This is a genomic window from Mesorhizobium sp. USDA 4132 (genome assembly GCF_056279545.1).
In genome coordinates this window covers 4,198,168-4,212,849 of sequence record NZ_JBWCCP010000001.1, presented here as the reverse complement: position 1 = coordinate 4,212,849, position 14,682 = coordinate 4,198,168, and the positions used below count along the sequence as shown (strand labels likewise).

The 14,682-nt window shown below is 62.6% G+C and carries 12 protein-coding genes, 1 tRNA gene and 1 pseudogene; 9 read left to right on the top strand and 5 right to left on the bottom strand.

Annotated features, from left to right (window positions below):
• Positions 1 to 63: 63 nt before the first annotated feature.
• The 4 genes from ACZ9IU_RS21075 to ACZ9IU_RS21060 form a co-directional block, all read right to left on the bottom strand.
• Positions 64 to 138, bottom strand: a tRNA-Gly gene (locus ACZ9IU_RS21075).
• Positions 139 to 331: 193 nt separating this feature from the next.
• The gene (locus tag ACZ9IU_RS21070; protein WP_038546754.1) at positions 332 to 985 is read right to left on the bottom strand and encodes a hypothetical protein; all 654 of its coding nucleotides are present in this window, start codon (positions 983 to 985) and stop codon (positions 332 to 334) included.
• A 13-nt stretch (positions 986 to 998) separates the two neighbouring features.
• Positions 999 to 3,152, bottom strand: a complete 2,154-nt coding sequence (locus ACZ9IU_RS21065; RefSeq protein ID WP_038546751.1) for a xanthine dehydrogenase family protein molybdopterin-binding subunit — start codon at positions 3,150 to 3,152, stop codon at positions 999 to 1,001.
• A 3-nt stretch (positions 3,153 to 3,155) separates the two neighbouring features.
• Positions 3,156 to 3,614, bottom strand: coding sequence for a (2Fe-2S)-binding protein (locus tag ACZ9IU_RS21060; RefSeq protein WP_038546748.1), 459 nt, complete (start codon positions 3,612 to 3,614; stop codon positions 3,156 to 3,158).
• A 319-nt stretch (positions 3,615 to 3,933) separates the two neighbouring features.
• Here ACZ9IU_RS21060 and ACZ9IU_RS21055 point away from each other — a divergent pair, with 319 nt between their 5' ends.
• The 4 genes from ACZ9IU_RS21055 to ACZ9IU_RS21040 all read left to right on the top strand — a co-directional run bounded on the left by ACZ9IU_RS21055 (position 3,934) and on the right by ACZ9IU_RS21040 (position 6,504).
• Entirely contained in the window at positions 3,934 to 4,443 is a 510-nt protein-coding gene (locus tag ACZ9IU_RS21055; RefSeq protein WP_038546745.1) for a prolyl-tRNA synthetase associated domain-containing protein, read from the top strand.
• Positions 4,444 to 4,501: 58 nt separating this feature from the next.
• Positions 4,502 to 5,476: a thioredoxin gene (trxA, locus tag ACZ9IU_RS21050; RefSeq protein ID WP_038546741.1), complete on the top strand. Its 975-nt coding sequence runs from the start codon at positions 4,502 to 4,504 to the stop codon at positions 5,474 to 5,476.
• Between the two features lie 150 nt (positions 5,477 to 5,626).
• Positions 5,627 to 6,304 carry an LON peptidase substrate-binding domain-containing protein gene (locus ACZ9IU_RS21045; RefSeq protein WP_038546739.1) on the top strand — a complete coding sequence of 226 codons (678 nt, stop codon included), beginning with the start codon at positions 5,627 to 5,629 and terminating at the stop codon, positions 6,302 to 6,304.
• A gap of 11 nt (positions 6,305 to 6,315) precedes the next feature.
• Positions 6,316 to 6,504, top strand: a complete 189-nt coding sequence (locus ACZ9IU_RS21040; protein ID WP_038546737.1) for a Trm112 family protein — start codon at positions 6,316 to 6,318, stop codon at positions 6,502 to 6,504.
• A 209-nt stretch (positions 6,505 to 6,713) separates the two neighbouring features.
• Here ACZ9IU_RS21040 and ACZ9IU_RS21035 read toward each other — a convergent pair.
• Positions 6,714 to 7,931, bottom strand: a pseudogene (locus ACZ9IU_RS21035) (ubiquinone biosynthesis hydroxylase); the annotation flags it as partial.
• An 84-nt stretch (positions 7,932 to 8,015) separates the two neighbouring features.
• Here ACZ9IU_RS21035 and tesB point away from each other — a divergent pair.
• The 5 genes from tesB to ACZ9IU_RS21010 all read left to right on the top strand — a co-directional run bounded on the left by tesB (position 8,016) and on the right by ACZ9IU_RS21010 (position 14,590).
• Positions 8,016 to 8,900: an acyl-CoA thioesterase II gene (tesB, locus tag ACZ9IU_RS21030; RefSeq protein WP_038546732.1), complete on the top strand. Its 885-nt coding sequence runs from the start codon at positions 8,016 to 8,018 to the stop codon at positions 8,898 to 8,900.
• Positions 8,901 to 9,123: 223 nt separating this feature from the next.
• On the top strand, positions 9,124 to 9,462 hold the full coding sequence (locus tag ACZ9IU_RS21025) for a P-II family nitrogen regulator (protein ID WP_007773854.1): 339 nt from the start codon (positions 9,124 to 9,126) through the stop codon (positions 9,460 to 9,462).
• Between the two features lie 29 nt (positions 9,463 to 9,491).
• The gene (locus tag ACZ9IU_RS21020) at positions 9,492 to 10,916 is read left to right on the top strand and encodes an ammonium transporter (protein WP_038546729.1); all 1,425 of its coding nucleotides are present in this window, start codon (positions 9,492 to 9,494) and stop codon (positions 10,914 to 10,916) included.
• A gap of 242 nt (positions 10,917 to 11,158) precedes the next feature.
• Positions 11,159 to 13,858 carry an FtsK/SpoIIIE family DNA translocase gene (locus tag ACZ9IU_RS21015; protein ID WP_038546725.1) on the top strand — a complete coding sequence of 900 codons (2,700 nt, stop codon included), beginning with the start codon at positions 11,159 to 11,161 and terminating at the stop codon, positions 13,856 to 13,858.
• Positions 13,859 to 13,933: 75 nt separating this feature from the next.
• On the top strand, positions 13,934 to 14,590 hold the full coding sequence (locus tag ACZ9IU_RS21010) for an outer membrane lipoprotein carrier protein LolA (protein ID WP_038546723.1): 657 nt from the start codon (positions 13,934 to 13,936) through the stop codon (positions 14,588 to 14,590).
• The last annotated feature ends 92 nt before the right edge of the window (positions 14,591 to 14,682 follow it).

Here is a 14,682-nt window from a genome sequence, read left to right as displayed (position 1 = left end):
GGCGCTGTCGAGCACCTTTGCCCTGCGGCCAGGCTGGTAGAGTATAGTCTTGAAAGAGGAATTTGGAGCGGGCGAAGGGATTCGAACCCTCGACCCCAACCTTGGCAAGGTTGTGCTCTACCACTGAGCTACACCCGCTCATCAATCCATCGGTCCGTGGTAGTAAAGCTTGACCGTGGCGTCGCGGCTCGTTGCCGGCGACGGGCGCTATATGGCCCAGTCCTTTTTCAAATGCAACAGGGAAATGACGATTGGCGCCAAGAAAAATTGCGATCCCGTCAAAGCCCTTGCAAACCGCCGGTTCCGGCCGGAACCGGCGGCCACTTCATTCTCAAGACGCCGGGCAGGCCGCTCCCGACTTCACCCAGGCACTGATCAGCTCGCCGAACTGAGCTTGCGTGCCCGGCACCGGTTCGCGTCCGGCACCCGGCTTCCAGCCCCAGCCGACCAGTTCGTCATGCGCCATGTGCTCGACGATCTGGTCCATGGTCTTGCCGCCGTTGCGGGCCGGGTCCTTGATCTGCTGGCAGATCTGGGCGAGCGACTTGCCGACCCAGGCCATCTCGATCGGCGCCAGATGCCAGGCGGGATTGCCCGGTATGCTCTTGATCGTATCGGCCTGGCCGACAACCGGGGTGTTTTCCGCGCTGTGGCAGGTGGTGCACTGCATGCCGGGCAGGCCCATCCCGCCGTCGCCACGGAAGACCGGCGGCTGGTGCGGGTGCATGTTGACGCCCTGCAGCGGCCGGTCGGTCGCCGGGTGACAGTTGACGCAGCGCGGGTGCTGGATGACCTTGCCCGCCTCCTGGAAGAGCGCGGCGGAGCGTTCCCGCTCGTTGGCGATCGACTGGAAGGAAGCGGCGGGCTTCAGCGTCTTGGCGTCGATCTTGGCGTCCTGGGCGACAGAGGCGGGCGACAGCAGCGTGCCGGCGCCCACGAAAAGACAGAGTGTCGCGACGCCGGTGATAGCGAGTTTCCAATTCATCGGGATTTGATCCTCAGGCCGAAACGATGTTGACGATAGGCAGCTGCCGGACCGGCGCTCCAGTCAGGCGCCGCCAGGCATTGGCAACCGCCGGGCCGACGGGCGGCACGCCGGGTTCGCCGACGCCGCTCGGCTTTTCGCTCGACTTGATGATCTCGACGGCCACGTCCGGCATCTCGTTGATGCGGATCGACCGGTAGTCGTGGAAGTTCGACTGCACGATCTTGCCGCCCTTGGCGAGCGTTACCGCATCGAAGAGGACTGCGCCGAGGCCGTAGCCGATGCCGCCTTCCATCTGCGCCTTGATGACGTTCGGATTGACGGCGATGCCGCAATCGACCGCACACCAGACCTTGTGGACACGTGGTGCGCCTTCCGGCCCGACCGAAATTTCGACGATCTGGCCGACGAAGGTGTTGAAGCTTTCGACCACCGCAACGCCGCGGGCGCGGCCTTCCGGCAGAGGCGAGCCCCAGTTCGCCATTTCGGCCGCCTTCTTCAGCACGCCCGCATGGCGTGGCTTTTCGCCAAGCAGCGCAAGTCGCCCCTCGACCGGATCCTTGCCGATCTTTTGGAACAGCTCATCGACGAAGGTCTCGACCGCAAAGCCGGTATGGGTGTGGCCGACCGACCGCCACCAGAGCGGCGGGATAGAGAGCTGGACGTTGTGGGCGCTGACCTTCAGGTTCGGGATCGTGTAGGGCAGGTTGGAGGCGCCTTCGACCGAGGTCTCGTCGAGATCGGCCTTGCCCATGATCGACTGGCCGACGATCACCTGTTCCCAGGCCGTGATCTGGCCCTGCGCATTGATGGCGCCGCGCATCCTGTGAGCATACATCGGGCGGTAATAACCGCCGCGGATGTCGTCCTCGCGGGTCCACATGTGCTTCAAGGGACGGCTGCGATCCGTTGCGGCATAGACGGCTGCCGCTTCCTGTATGTAGGGCGAACCGAACTGCGCCTTGCGGCCGAAGCTGCCGCCGGCGAGCTGGGTGTTCACCCTGACCTTCGTTTCGTCGAGCCCGAGGATCTTGGCGGCGACCGACTGGTCCATGCCCGGGAACTGCGCGCCGTTATAGATATCGACCGATCCGTCATCCGCCTTGATGAAGACGGCGTCGAGCGGTTCCATCGGCGCATGCGCGAGGAAGGGGAAGACAATCTCGGCTTCCACCGTCTGCAGGCCGGAGGCCTTGAAGGCGTCGTCGACATTGCCGTTGTTGGCCGCGTCCAGCCCCTTTTCGCCGAAGAGCTTTCGGTAGTCGGCAGCGAGCTCCTCCGACGAGCGGGTCTCGGCCTTGGAGAGATCCCATTCGATGCTCAGCGCATCGCGGCCCTTGAGCGCTGCGAACGTGTTGTCCGCATAAACGGCGACGCCCGACGGCACCTGTTTCACGTCGACCACACCCTGCACCTTGCGGGCTTCTGTATCGTTGAAGCTCTTCACCGTCGCACCGAAATGTTCCGGATGGGCAACGACGGCGATCAGCAGGTTGTCAGGCGTGATGTCGAGCGTGAAGATCGCCGTGCCGTTGGTCTTGCCATGGGTGTCGAGTTTCGGCAGTTCGGTGCCGATCAGCACGAAATCCTTCGGATCCTTGAGTTTCGGTTCCGCGGGCGGCGTCTGGCGGGCCGCCTTTTCGGCAAATGCGCCAAAACCGCTCTCCTTGCCGGAACCGGCGTGCTTGATTCGTCCTTTCTGGACGGTGATCTCGGAGGCAGGCACCTTCCAGTCCTCGGCGGCTGCCGCAACCAGCATTGCCCGCGCGGTGGCGCCGGCCTTGCGCATCTGCTCATAGGAATTGGCGATGGAGCTCGAACCGCCGGTTCCCTGCAGGCCGAACATCAGGTTGGCATAGACCTTGTTGTCGGTCGGCGAGTGGACGGCGCGCATCTGGCTCCAGTCGGCATCGAGTTCTTCGGCGACGAGCGTCGCGAGACCGGTGAACGGGCCCTGGCCGAATTCGATGTGCTTGGCGAGCACGGTCACCGTGTCGTCGGTACCGACCTTGACGAAGGCATTCATCGGGGCCAGCGCCGGATCGCCGCCGGCATGCACGCCGGTCGGCGCAGCGGAGAGCATCTTTGGCGCGATAGCGACGCCGATGACGAGGCCGGAGCCGGCGAGAAAACCGCGGCGGGTGGTGTTGATGTCCTGGATGGTCATGGCTCAGCCCTCCATCGAACTGGCGGCATTGTGGATCGCCGCACGGATGCGATGGTAGGTGGCGCATCGACAGATATTTCCGGCCATCGCGCCGTCGATATCGGCATCCGTCGGCTTCGGCACCATCTGCAGCAGGGCGACCGCCGACATGATCTGTCCGGACTGACAGTAGCCGCATTGCGGCACGTCGAGACCGGTCCAGGCGGTCTTGACCGCATCGGCTTCCGTGCCGGAAACGCCTTCGATCGTGACAACGTCCGAGCCCTCGATCGTCGAGATCGGGGTTACGCAGGAGCGTCGCGGCGTGCCATCGAGATGCACCGTGCAGGCGCCGCACTGGGCGACGCCGCAGCCGTATTTGGTGCCGGTGAGCTTTTCGAAATCGCGGATGACCCAGAGAAGCGGAGTGTCGGGGTCGCCGTCGAACGTTCTTTCCTGTCCGTTGAGCGTGAAGGTGACCATGAGGCAGACCTTTCCGTTAAGAAGCCGGGCGCTGCGCCGGCACTGGAGATTGAGCGGCAGTTATTGGCCGGGGCCGGTATCGAGAGGCGCGAAAAGTCGCGCGGAATAAACTTGAGTTAACTGGAGTAGTTATTATTTATCAGCAGGCTACGGGCCGCCGACCGAATAGTCGGAGGCCGGTTCTCCATGTCTGTTTAAATGGTCGCCCATCATTCTGGGTCAAGCGCTTCACGAGATCGTGTGCGCTTCCCTTGGCCGAGCGCTACATTGTGGTTATGATCGTATCTCAACCGCCCGCCAACAGAGCCAATCCATCAGCATGACCGAGACAGAGCCGAAAACCGCCGAGGATCTTTTCCGTTTCCTCGACAGCCTGAACATTGCGCATTCGACCAAGACGCACCCGCCGGTCTTCACGGTGGCGGAGTCCGAAAGCCTGCGCGACGAGATCCCCGGCGGCCATACCAAGAACCTGTTCGTGAAGGACAAGAAGGACCAGTATTTCGTCCTGACGGTCGAGGAGCGCGCGACGGTCGACCTGAAGACCGTGCACAAGGTGATCGGAGCGTCGAGCCGCGTCTCGTTCGGGCGGCCCGAAATGCTTCTGGACTATCTCGGCGTGGTTCCCGGCTCGGTGACGGTATTCGGTGCCTTCAACGATACGGGACGCAATGTCACCTTCGTGCTCGACGAAGACCTGATGAAGCACGACATCATCAACGGCCATCCGCTGTCGAACGATGCCACCACGTCGATCGGGCGCGACGATCTCATCCGTTTTCTGGAAGCGACCGGCCATCCGCCGCTTGTCTTGAAAGTGACAGACTGACATACGATCTTTGCAGCCTATATGGCAAAGATGCGAAAGCGTTCCCGGGAGAACATTCATGAGCGGCAGCAATAACCCCTATGGCGGTTCTTACGGCGGACAGATGACCGCCTCGGCGAGTTTTGGCGCGGCACCCGCCACGTCGGCGCCTGCAGGGAGTTACGTGTCCGATACGAGCACGGCCGGGTTCACCAAGGACGTTCTGGAAGAATCGCGCCGCCAGCCGGTTCTCGTCGATTTCTGGGCGCCGTGGTGCGGTCCCTGCAAGCAGCTGACGCCGGTGCTCGAAAAGGTCGTCAACGAAGGCCAGGGTCGGGTCAAGCTCGTCAAGATGAATATCGACGATCATCCGTCGATCCCCGGTCAGCTCGGTATCCAGTCGATCCCGGCGGTCATCGCCTTTGTCGATGGTCGTCCGGTCGACGGTTTCATGGGCGCGGTGCCGGAAAGCCAGGTGCGCCAGTTCATCGACAAGCTTGCCGGACCTCCCGGCGCAGAAGATGCGGCCGAGATCGAAGGGGCGCTCGCCGAAGCGGAGGCCTTCCTCGTCGCCGGCGATATCCAGGACGCGGCCCAGCTTTACGGCGCCGTCCTGCAGGCCGATCCGGAAAATGCCAAGGCCGCCGCCGGAATGATGCAGTGCCTGGTCGCCATGGGCGAGACGGCTCGCGCCAGCCAGATGCTCGCCTCCCTTCCGGAAGAGCTTGCCAAGGATCCGGCGATCCAGGCGGTCGCCAAGAAGCTCGAGCAGATCGATGAAGCCCGCAAGCTTGGCGATCCCGTGGCTCTCGAGCGCCAACTCGATGCCAATCCGGACGACCACGACGCCCGCCTGAAGCTTGCCAAGATCCTCAACGTTCAGGGCGAACGGGACAAGGCCGCCGAGCACCTGCTGACGATCATGCGCAAGGACCGCACGTTCGACGACGACGGTGCCCGCCGCCAACTCCTGGCGTTCTTTGATGTCTGGGGACCGAAGGATCCGGCGACTATCGCGGCCCGCCGCCGCCTCTCCTCCATCCTGTTTTCGTAGACAGAGCCCGGTTTCGTGAACACGGGCCTGTGTTCGCAAGCAAGGCCGATCCTCAAGGATTGGCCTTGCGTTCTCCGGTGGGTGCCCCACATTACTTCAATCAGCGAATCTTTGGTCTGAGCCGGTGGTCGTCTGGGAGGTGTCGGACCCATGCATGTGGGAAATGCGAGATATCTGAAGCGCGAGGATCTGCCGGAGACGGTTCCTGTCTTTCCTCTTACCGGCGCATTGCTTCTGCCGGGCGGACAGCTGCCGCTCAACATCTTCGAGCCGCGTTATCTTGCCATGTTCGATGCGGCGCTTGCAGGTAACCGGCTGATCGGTATCGTACAGCCGTCGCTGCTTGAATCCGGCGAGGCAGTCGAAGGCCCGCGGGCTCCGCTCTCGACGGTCGGCTGCATCGGCCGCATCACATCGCTTGCCGAAACCGGCGATGGCCGGTACATCACCTCGATCAGCGGCATCTGCCGGTTCCGGCTCATCGAAGAGGTGGGCCACGGCCATCCCTATCGCACCTTCAAGATCGCCCCGATGATGACGGACCTCTCCACCGAGGACGACGAGAGCACGGTCGACCGCGCCGAGCTGTTGCGCGTCTTCCGCGCTTATCTTGACGCCAACAAGCTGGAGGCGGATTGGGAAAGCGTCGAGCGCGCCGGCAACCGGACGCTCGTCAACTCCCTGTCGATGATGTCGCCCTTCGGACCTGCGGAGAAACAGGCTCTCCTCGAAGCGCCGGACCTGCGGACCCGCGCTGAAACGCTGATCGCGATCACGGAAATCCTGCTGGCGCGGGATTTTGGCGATTCCGACACCATGCTCCAGTAAGGCCCAAGTCCATGGACGAGAAACTCAGCAAGGTCGATCCCAAACTGCTCGACCTGCTCGTCTGCCCGCTCTCCAAGAGCCGGCTGTCCTTCAACCGAGAGACCAACGAGCTCATCTCCCAGAAGGCGCAGCTCGCCTACCCGATCCGTGACGGTATTCCGATCATGCTGATCTCCGAAGCCCGCAAGATCGAGGACTAACAGGCTGGCTGTTGCCCCTCATCCGCCTGCCGGCACCTTCTCCCCGCTTGCGGGGCGAAGGAGGAACGCGGCGAACTTCCCGCTCTGTTTCCGACGTCGCCACAAGCCGCTTAAGATCGTTCCTTGAGGAGGCCGGCGCGGCATAACCCCTTCGCCCCGTTTGCGGGGAGAAGGTCGCGGCAGCGGGATGAGGGGCTGGGGGCGCGTGCTTAAATCGCCTCGCCCGCCAGCAGCTTCGGGCCGTCTTCGCCGCTCTTTCCCGCCGCCTGGTCGATGAAGAAGCTTTTCAGCTTCGGCATTCGTTCAACAATGCCCAACCCGAAGTCGCGGGCGATGCGGATGGGGGTGATGTCGTTGGAGAACAGCCGGTTCAGCACGTCGGTCGTCACACCCATGCGGAACGTGTCGAAACGCCGCCAGGACTGATAACGCTCCAGCACGTTGAGCGCACCGATATCGAGGCCGAGACGATCGGCTTCGACCACCGTTTCGGCAAGCGCCGCGACGTCCTTGAAGCCGAGATTGAGGCCCTGGCCGGAAATCGGGTGGATGCCGTGCGCCGCATCGCCGGCAAGGGCAATGCGCGGCGCCACGAAAGCGCGGGCAAGCGTCAGGCCGAGCGGGAAGGCGCGTTTGTCGCCGACCACCGTCAGTTCGCCGAGCTTGTGGCCGAAGCGGCGCTGCAGCTCCTCTTCGAACACCAAGTCGTCGGAGGCGACCAGTCGGTTGGCCTCAGTCGTGCGCTCCGTCCAGACGAGCGAGGAGCGGTTGTTGGTGAGCGGCAGGATCGCAAACGGGCCGGACGGCAGGAAATGTTCTTCCGCCACACCTTCATGCGGCCGCTCGTGAGCAACCGTCGCGACGATACCCGACTGGCCGTAATCCCAGGTGACGGTCTTGATGCCGGCCATGTCGCGCAGTTTCGAGCGCACGCCGTCGCAGGCAATCAGGAGACGGGTCTCGACGGCCGAACCGTCGGAGAGCGAGACCGTGCAACGGGTGCTGCCGGACTGGAAGCCGGTGGCGGAAAGCCCGTGGCGGATGGCAATCCCAAGGCGTTCGGCGGCGCCGCGCAGTGCCCGCACCATGGCGACGTTCGGCACCATATGGGCGAACGGCCTGCCTTCCTCGATTTCGCCGTCGAAGGTGAGGAAGACCGGGCGCACCGGATCGGACGTGCGGCTGTCGGTGACAACCATCCGGTTGATCGGCTGAGCGTCCACGGCAATCTCGTTCCAGACGCCGATGACGTCCAGCATGCGGGTTGCGGCGGCGATGATGGCGGAGGCTCGCTCGTCCTTTTCCCAGACGCCGGCAGGAGCCGCCTCGATCACCTCGACCTGCAGATGCGGCGCTGCCTGCTTGACCGCGACAGCGGCGGCGAGACCCACATAACCGCCTCCTACAACCAGCATGTCCAGCATTTGCCTAAACTCCCGTGAGACTTGAGAATATCATGTGGTGGATATAGATCATCCGACAGCCGCTTCCTATCGCCGGAGTTCGTCATAATGTCGCGCCAGACCGATTCCCCCTCCGCCATGGAACAGCTGATCGCGACGCTCGACCTCGAAAAGCTCGAGGAGAACATCTATCGCGGCACCAGTCCCGATGTCGGGTGGCAGCGGGTGTTTGGCGGACAAGTGATCGCCCAGGCCCTGATGGCCACCCAGCGGACCGTCGCGGCCGATCGTTTCGTGCATTCGCTGCATGCCTATTTCATGCGTCCCGGCGATCCTTCCGTTCCGATCCTCTATCAGGTGGAGCGCATCCGCGACGGGTCAAGCTTCACCACTCGGCGGGCGGTGGCGGTGCAGCACGGTAAGGCGATCTTCGCCATGTCTGCTTCGTTCCAGGTGGAGGAGGACGGTTATGATCACCAGATCGACATACCTTCGGTGACGCAGCCGGAAGATCTGATGGGGGAGAAGGAGTTCAAGGAGCTCTTCCTCAAAAAGGCGCCGGAGAATGTGCGTCGCTACTGGAGCCGGGAGCGGCCGATCGAAGTGCGCCCGACCTCGCTCGTGCACTATCTCACCAGGGACAAGCTCGAACCGCGGCAGGACATCTGGGTTCGCACCGTCGGGCAGGTGCCGTCCGACCGTCACTATCAGGCCGCCGTGCTCGCCTATCTTTCCGACATGACGTTGCTCGACGCATCGCTCTATCCGCACGGCACGTCGATCTTCGATCCGACGCTTCAGGCGGCGAGCCTCGACCATGCGATGTGGTTTCATCGGCCCGTTACATTCGACGACTGGCTCCTCTACACGCAGGACAGTCCCAGCGCCTCCGGCGCCCGCGGAATGACCCGCGGCAGCATTTACACCCGTTCTGGCACACTGATCGCCTCGGTCGCCCAGGAAGGATTGATTCGGAAAAAGGCAAATGATTAATAGTTGTGCAATTTTTCAAATTTGCACAAGTTTTGGACGTGATTGCGCCATCCAAATGCCCGTTTTTTGAGACCGGCTGTTTAGTTCTTTACATTTCAATAACTTATACGGTGTCTCGAAACTGGCACGCCCCTTGAATGTATCTGGCCAGTCGCTGTCATGATCTGACGTCGATGAGGAGAGTCGGCCTTGGCCGAGGACAAACAAAGGATGGGAAAGCCAGATGAAAATCGTGATGGCCATTATCAAGCCGTTCAAGCTGGATGAGGTGCGCGAAGCCCTCACGGCTGTCGGTATCCAGGGCCTGACCGTAACCGAAGTCAAAGGTTACGGTCGCCAAAAGGGACATACCGAAATCTATCGCGGTACCGAATATGCCGTAAGTTTTCTGCCAAAACTGAAGATCGAAATCGCAGTCCCCTCCGACCTCGTCGAAAAGGCCGTGGATGCGATCGCTTCGGCCGCCAAGACCGGCCAGATCGGCGATGGCAAGATCTTCGTCTATTCGATCGAGCAGGCCGTGCGCATCCGTACCGGCGAAACCAACACAGAAGCGCTTTGAAGCACGGTTGACAGGGGAGTTTTTTAGCTATGCAATTTAACAGGATTTCCACTCTGGGACGCGTGGGTGCCGCCGCCGCGGCGCTTCTTGCGCCCGCCGTCGCTTTTGCGCAGACGGCCGCCGCACCGGCTGCTGCTGCCGCCGCTCCGGCCATGACGATGGACAAGGGTGACAACACCTGGATGCTCATCTCGACCATTCTCGTCCTGCTGATGACCATTCCGGGCCTCGCGCTCTTCTACGGTGGTCTCGTCCGCGCCAAGAACATGCTGTCCGTGCTGATGCAGGTCTTCATGATCACGGCCGTCGTGATGATCATCTGGGTCACCTACGGCTATTCGCTCGCCTTCACCAACGGCGGTTCGCTGAACAGCTTCGTCGGCGGCTTCTCCAAGATGTTCCTTGCCGGCGTCACCACGTCGTCGCTTGCCGAAACCTTCACCAAGGGCGTCGCCATTCCGGAGCTGACCTTCGTCTGCTTCCAGATGACGTTTGCCTGCATCACGCCGGCCCTGATCGTCGGCGCCTTTGCCGAGCGCATCAAGTTCTCGGCCGTCATGCTCTTCGTCATCCTGTGGGTTACGTTCATCTATTTCCCGATGGCCCACATGGTCTGGTTCTGGGGCGGCCCGAGCGCCTACACGGATCCGTCCGGCCTGATCTTCTCCTATGGAGCGATCGATTTCGCTGGCGGCACCGTCGTGCACATCAATGCCGGTATCGCGGGCCTCGTCGGCGCGATCATGCTCGGCAAGCGCACCGGCTACAAGAAGGACATCATGGCTCCGCACTCCATGACCCTTACCATGGTCGGCGCTTCGCTCCTCTGGGTCGGCTGGTTCGGCTTTAACGCCGGCTCCAACCTCGAAGCCAACGCCTACGCATCGCTCGCGATGATCAACACCTTCGTTGCGACGGCTGCCGCTGCCGTGTCGTGGTGCCTGGTGGAAACCTTCTCCCGCGGCAAGGCCTCCATGCTAGGTGCCGCCTCGGGCGCTGTTGCCGGTCTCGTCGCCGTCACCCCGGCTGCCGGTTTTGCCGGCCCGATGGGCTCGATCGTTCTCGGTCTCATCGTTTCGCCGGTCTGCTACTTCTTCGTCGACGTGGTGAAGAACAAGTTCAACTACGACGACTCGCTCGATGTCTTCGGCGTCCATTGCGTCGGCGGCATCCTCGGCGCCATCGGCACCGGTATCCTCGTCAACCCGGCACTCGGCGGTGCAGGCATCGTCGACTATTCGACGGCCGACTTCGCTGCCTCCTATTCCGGCACCGCGACCCAGGTCTGGGCACAGTTCAAGGGCGTCCTGACCACCCTCCTGTGGTCGGGCATCGGTTCGGCGATCCTCTACAAGGTCGTCGACCTGATCGTCGGCCTGCGCGTCACCGTCGAAGCCGAACGCGAAGGTCTCGACCTCGCGACCCACGGCGAAGCGGCGTATCACGCGTCCTGATCTACGGCTCGTGGCGGCGGGTGACCGCTGCCGCAGCACGTTGCATCGTGGTTTTTGTTAAAACTGCATTGGCCCGGGTTTCGACCCGGGCTTTTTATTCATGTTTTCAGCCTTCGCCAGGCCCGTTGTGGTTAAAGGGGCATTAACCACCATCGCGCTATTATCCGCTGGAATTGCGTGAATCAGCTCTCAGGTTGCCGATTCGCGCTTGTAGTTGCGTTCAAGGACGGCGGGCAGACACGATGGGCAGAAGCAGTTCAGCGGCTATGGCAAACCGGTCCACCCGCCTGGTGCTCACCGCGTTCGTGTGGCGCCAGGCGCTGGCGCTCGCCGGTTTCGGGATATTCTTCGCGCTGGCGCTGGCGGTTGCGGCACTGGCAACCTGGAACGTCGCCGACCCGAGCTTCTCCTATGCGACCGACAATGCGCCGACCAATCTCCTGGGCTTCCCGGGGGCTGCCTTCGCTGACCTGATGATGCAGTTCCTTGGACTTGCAAGCCTCGTCGCCCTGCTGCCGGTGCTCGCCTTCGCCCTGGCTTTGATCGCCGGGCGTAAATACGACCGCGTTCCGGCGCGCCTTGCGGCCTGGGGCGGCGGCACGCTGCTGGCCTCTGCGACATTGGGCTGCTTTCCCGCACCGCTCACCTGGCCGATCCCGAACGGCATCGGCGGCGTCATCGGCGATATGATCCTGCGGTTCCCGGCATTGTTCGTCGGCGCCTATCCGACCGGTACCGTGGCGGTCGTCCTCGGCTGCATCTTCACCGTCCCCTGCGCCTGGCTGATGCTGTTTGCGTCGGGCCTGGTCGGCGAAGCCTTCGAGGACGACGCCGAGGATGACGATCAGCCTGTTGCCGCCGCCAAGACCCGCTCCAAGCGCGAGGAGATCGAGGAAGAGGACGACGAGGACCGGTTTGCCGGTTTCCTGGCGTTCGGCGCTCTTGCTCACTACTGGTATATCGCCCAGGCGCGGTTACGCCGTCTGGCCGGCATCAAGCCGCGCCGCCGGATGGAATTTGACCAGCCCTACGATTTCAACGAGGACGAATTCGGGACGCTGAACGAGCCGGTCCGTGCGAGATCGGCATCCGTGGTCCCGGGCCGTCGCATGGAGCCCTCGCTCGATGGTCCCGCCGAGCGGCTCACCTCGCCTCGGCGGGTGGTGGCCGCTCCGCCGATTTCCAGCCATGACGAAGACGACGATTACGACCCGCCGTTCGACCGGGACGACATGCCGCCGCGCCCCGCGGGCATCCTGGCCGACGACGACGAGGACGATGATGCGCCGTTCGTCGCCTCGCGCGCACCGCAGACCGTCAATGGCGTCCGCGTCCAACAGCGCGTCGCGCCCTCGGCCACGCCGCCGAGACCGAGCGCTCGTGTCGCCCGCGAGGCCCAAGGCTCGTTCATCGCGCCTGACGGGTTCCAGCTTCCATCCGTGCACCTCCTTAGCGAACCGAAGGCCGTTGCCCGCGACGCCTCGCTGTCCGCCGACGCGTTGGAACAGAATGCCCGATTGCTCGAAGGCGTTCTCGAAGATTTCGGCGTCAAGGGCGAGATCATCCATGTCCGCCCCGGCCCGGTCGTCACGCTTTACGAACTCGAGCCTGCACCGGGCATCAAGTCGTCGCGCGTCATCGGCCTTGCGGACGATATTGCCCGTTCGATGAGCGCGATCGCTGCCCGCGTCGCTGTCGTTCCCGGCCGTAATGCGATCGGTATCGAACTGCCGAACCGCACCCGCGAGACGGTCTACCTGCGCGAAATGATCGGCAGCAAGGATTTCGAAAACAGCAAGGCGAAGCTCGCCATGGCGCTCGGCAAGACGATCGGCGGCGAGCCCGTCGTCGCCGACCTCGCCAAGATGCCGCATCTGCTCGTCGCCGGCACCACCGGTTCGGGTAAATCGGTCGCCATCAACACCATGATCCTGTCGCTTCTCTACCGCTATACGCCAGAGAAGTGCCGCCTGATCATGATCGACCCGAAAATGCTCGAACTCTCCGTCTATGACGGCATCCCGCATCTCCTCTCGCCTGTCGTGACCGATCCGAAGAAGGCCGTCGTCGCGCTCAAGTGGACCGTCCGCGAGATGGAAGAGCGCTACAAGAAGATGTCGAAGATCGGTGTGCGCAACATCGACGGCTTCAACAGCCGCGTTGAGCAGGCGATGGAGAAGGGCGAGGTGCTGACCCGCACCGTGCAGACCGGTTTCGACCGCCATACCGGTGAGGCCATGTACGAGACGGAAGAATTCGATCTCCAGCCAATCCCCTATATCGTCGTGATCATCGACGAAATGGCCGACCTGATGATGGTCGCCGGCAAGGATATCGAAGGCGCCGTGCAGCGCCTGGCGCAGATGGCGCGTGCCGCCGGCATCCATGTGATCATGGCGACGCAGCGCCCTTCGGTCGACGTCATCACCGGAACGATCAAGGCGAACTTCCCGACCCGCATTTCCTTCCAGGTCACCTCGAAGATCGACAGCCGCACCATTTTGGGCGAGCAGGGCGCCGAGCAGTTGCTCGGCATGGGCGACATGCTCTACATGGCCGGTGGCGGCCGCATCCAGCGCGTCCACGGGCCGTTCGTCTCCGATACGGAGGTCGAAGACATCGTCGCCTACTTGAAAACTCAAGGGCACCCCCAATATCTCGATGCGATCACGGCCGATGACGACGAGGACGGCGACGGTTCCGGCCCGGCCGGCATGTCCAACCTCGCGGAGTCGGACGATCCCTATGATCAAGCGGTGGCGATCGTGCTGCGGGACGGCAAGGCGTCGACGTCCTATGTCCAGCGCCGTCTCGGCATCGGCTACAACCGTGCCGCCTCGCTCATCGAGCGGATGGAGCAGGAAGGGCTGATCGGGCCGGCCAACCATGCCGGCAAACGCGAAATCCTGGTGCCGACCGAGGGCGACATCCTCGAACGGTAAGGCTTTCGTGATCGCCACGGGCGCGGCCATCAAGCCGCCGCCTTTGGTGCGGAGGAATAACGAAAGGAGACTAGAATGAAGAACGAAAAGACCATCCTTTCAAACATCAATTCCAGCGCGCTCGGCCGCCGGCAGTTTTCGCTGGGGCTTGCGGGCCTGGCAGCGGCTGCCTTTGCGCCGAACCTCGGCTTCGCCCAGAGCGCCGGCAGTGCTGCCGCCCAGAAGATCGCCGACCACTTCTCGTCGGTCAAAACCATGATGGGCGAATTCGTGCAGTTCGGCCCGCGCGGCGAGCAGACCGGCGGCAAATTTTTTATCGAGCGACCCGGCAAGCTGCGCTTCAACTTCGAGGATCCGTCGCCGATCCGTGTCATTGCCGACGGCAAGAACGTTGTCATCGGCAATATGAAGCTCAAGACCTGGGATATCTATCCGCTTTCCAAGACGCCGCTCAGCCTGCTTTTGGCGAGCCGTATCGACCTTGGCAACCAAATGGTCCGCGACGTCAAGGAAGAGTCCGATCTGACCACCATCGTACTCGGCAACAAGACCGTCTTCGGCGATTCGACCATTACCATGATGTTCGATTCCAAGACCTACGACCTGCGCCAATGGACGATCACCGACGCCCAGAACAAGGATACGTCGGTGATGATCTACAACGTCCAGAACGGCGTGAACCTGGACGAAAAGGTCTTCACCATCCCCTATGAGGACGTCCGCAAGGGCTGACATCGGCAGGCCTGAACTGAATAAGGGGCTGCGCTTCATTGCGCGGCCCTTTTCGCTTCTCAGGGATCACAAAATTTCCTAAAGCTCGCGGG

Excerpts from the sequence above, each read along its gene's own strand:
- ACZ9IU_RS21070 (WP_038546754.1), bottom strand. The coding sequence starts at position 985 with ATGAATTGGAAACTCGCTATCACCGGCGTCGCGACACTCTGTCTTTTC.
- ACZ9IU_RS21065 (WP_038546751.1), bottom strand. The coding sequence starts at position 3,152 with ATGACCATCCAGGACATCAACACCACCCGCCGCGGTTTTCTCGCCGGC.
- ACZ9IU_RS21060 (WP_038546748.1), bottom strand. The coding sequence starts at position 3,614 with ATGGTCACCTTCACGCTCAACGGACAGGAAAGAACGTTCGACGGCGAC.
- ACZ9IU_RS21055 (WP_038546745.1), top strand. The coding sequence starts at position 3,934 with ATGACCGAGACAGAGCCGAAAACCGCCGAGGATCTTTTCCGTTTCCTC.
- trxA (WP_038546741.1), top strand. The coding sequence starts at position 4,502 with ATGAGCGGCAGCAATAACCCCTATGGCGGTTCTTACGGCGGACAGATG.
- ACZ9IU_RS21045 (WP_038546739.1), top strand. The coding sequence starts at position 5,627 with ATGCATGTGGGAAATGCGAGATATCTGAAGCGCGAGGATCTGCCGGAG.
- ACZ9IU_RS21040 (WP_038546737.1), top strand. The coding sequence starts at position 6,316 with ATGGACGAGAAACTCAGCAAGGTCGATCCCAAACTGCTCGACCTGCTC.
- tesB (WP_038546732.1), top strand. The coding sequence starts at position 8,016 with ATGTCGCGCCAGACCGATTCCCCCTCCGCCATGGAACAGCTGATCGCG.
- ACZ9IU_RS21025 (WP_007773854.1), top strand. The coding sequence starts at position 9,124 with ATGAAAATCGTGATGGCCATTATCAAGCCGTTCAAGCTGGATGAGGTG.
- ACZ9IU_RS21020 (WP_038546729.1), top strand. The coding sequence starts at position 9,492 with ATGCAATTTAACAGGATTTCCACTCTGGGACGCGTGGGTGCCGCCGCC.
- ACZ9IU_RS21015 (WP_038546725.1), top strand. The coding sequence starts at position 11,159 with ATGGGCAGAAGCAGTTCAGCGGCTATGGCAAACCGGTCCACCCGCCTG.
- ACZ9IU_RS21010 (WP_038546723.1), top strand. The coding sequence starts at position 13,934 with ATGAAGAACGAAAAGACCATCCTTTCAAACATCAATTCCAGCGCGCTC.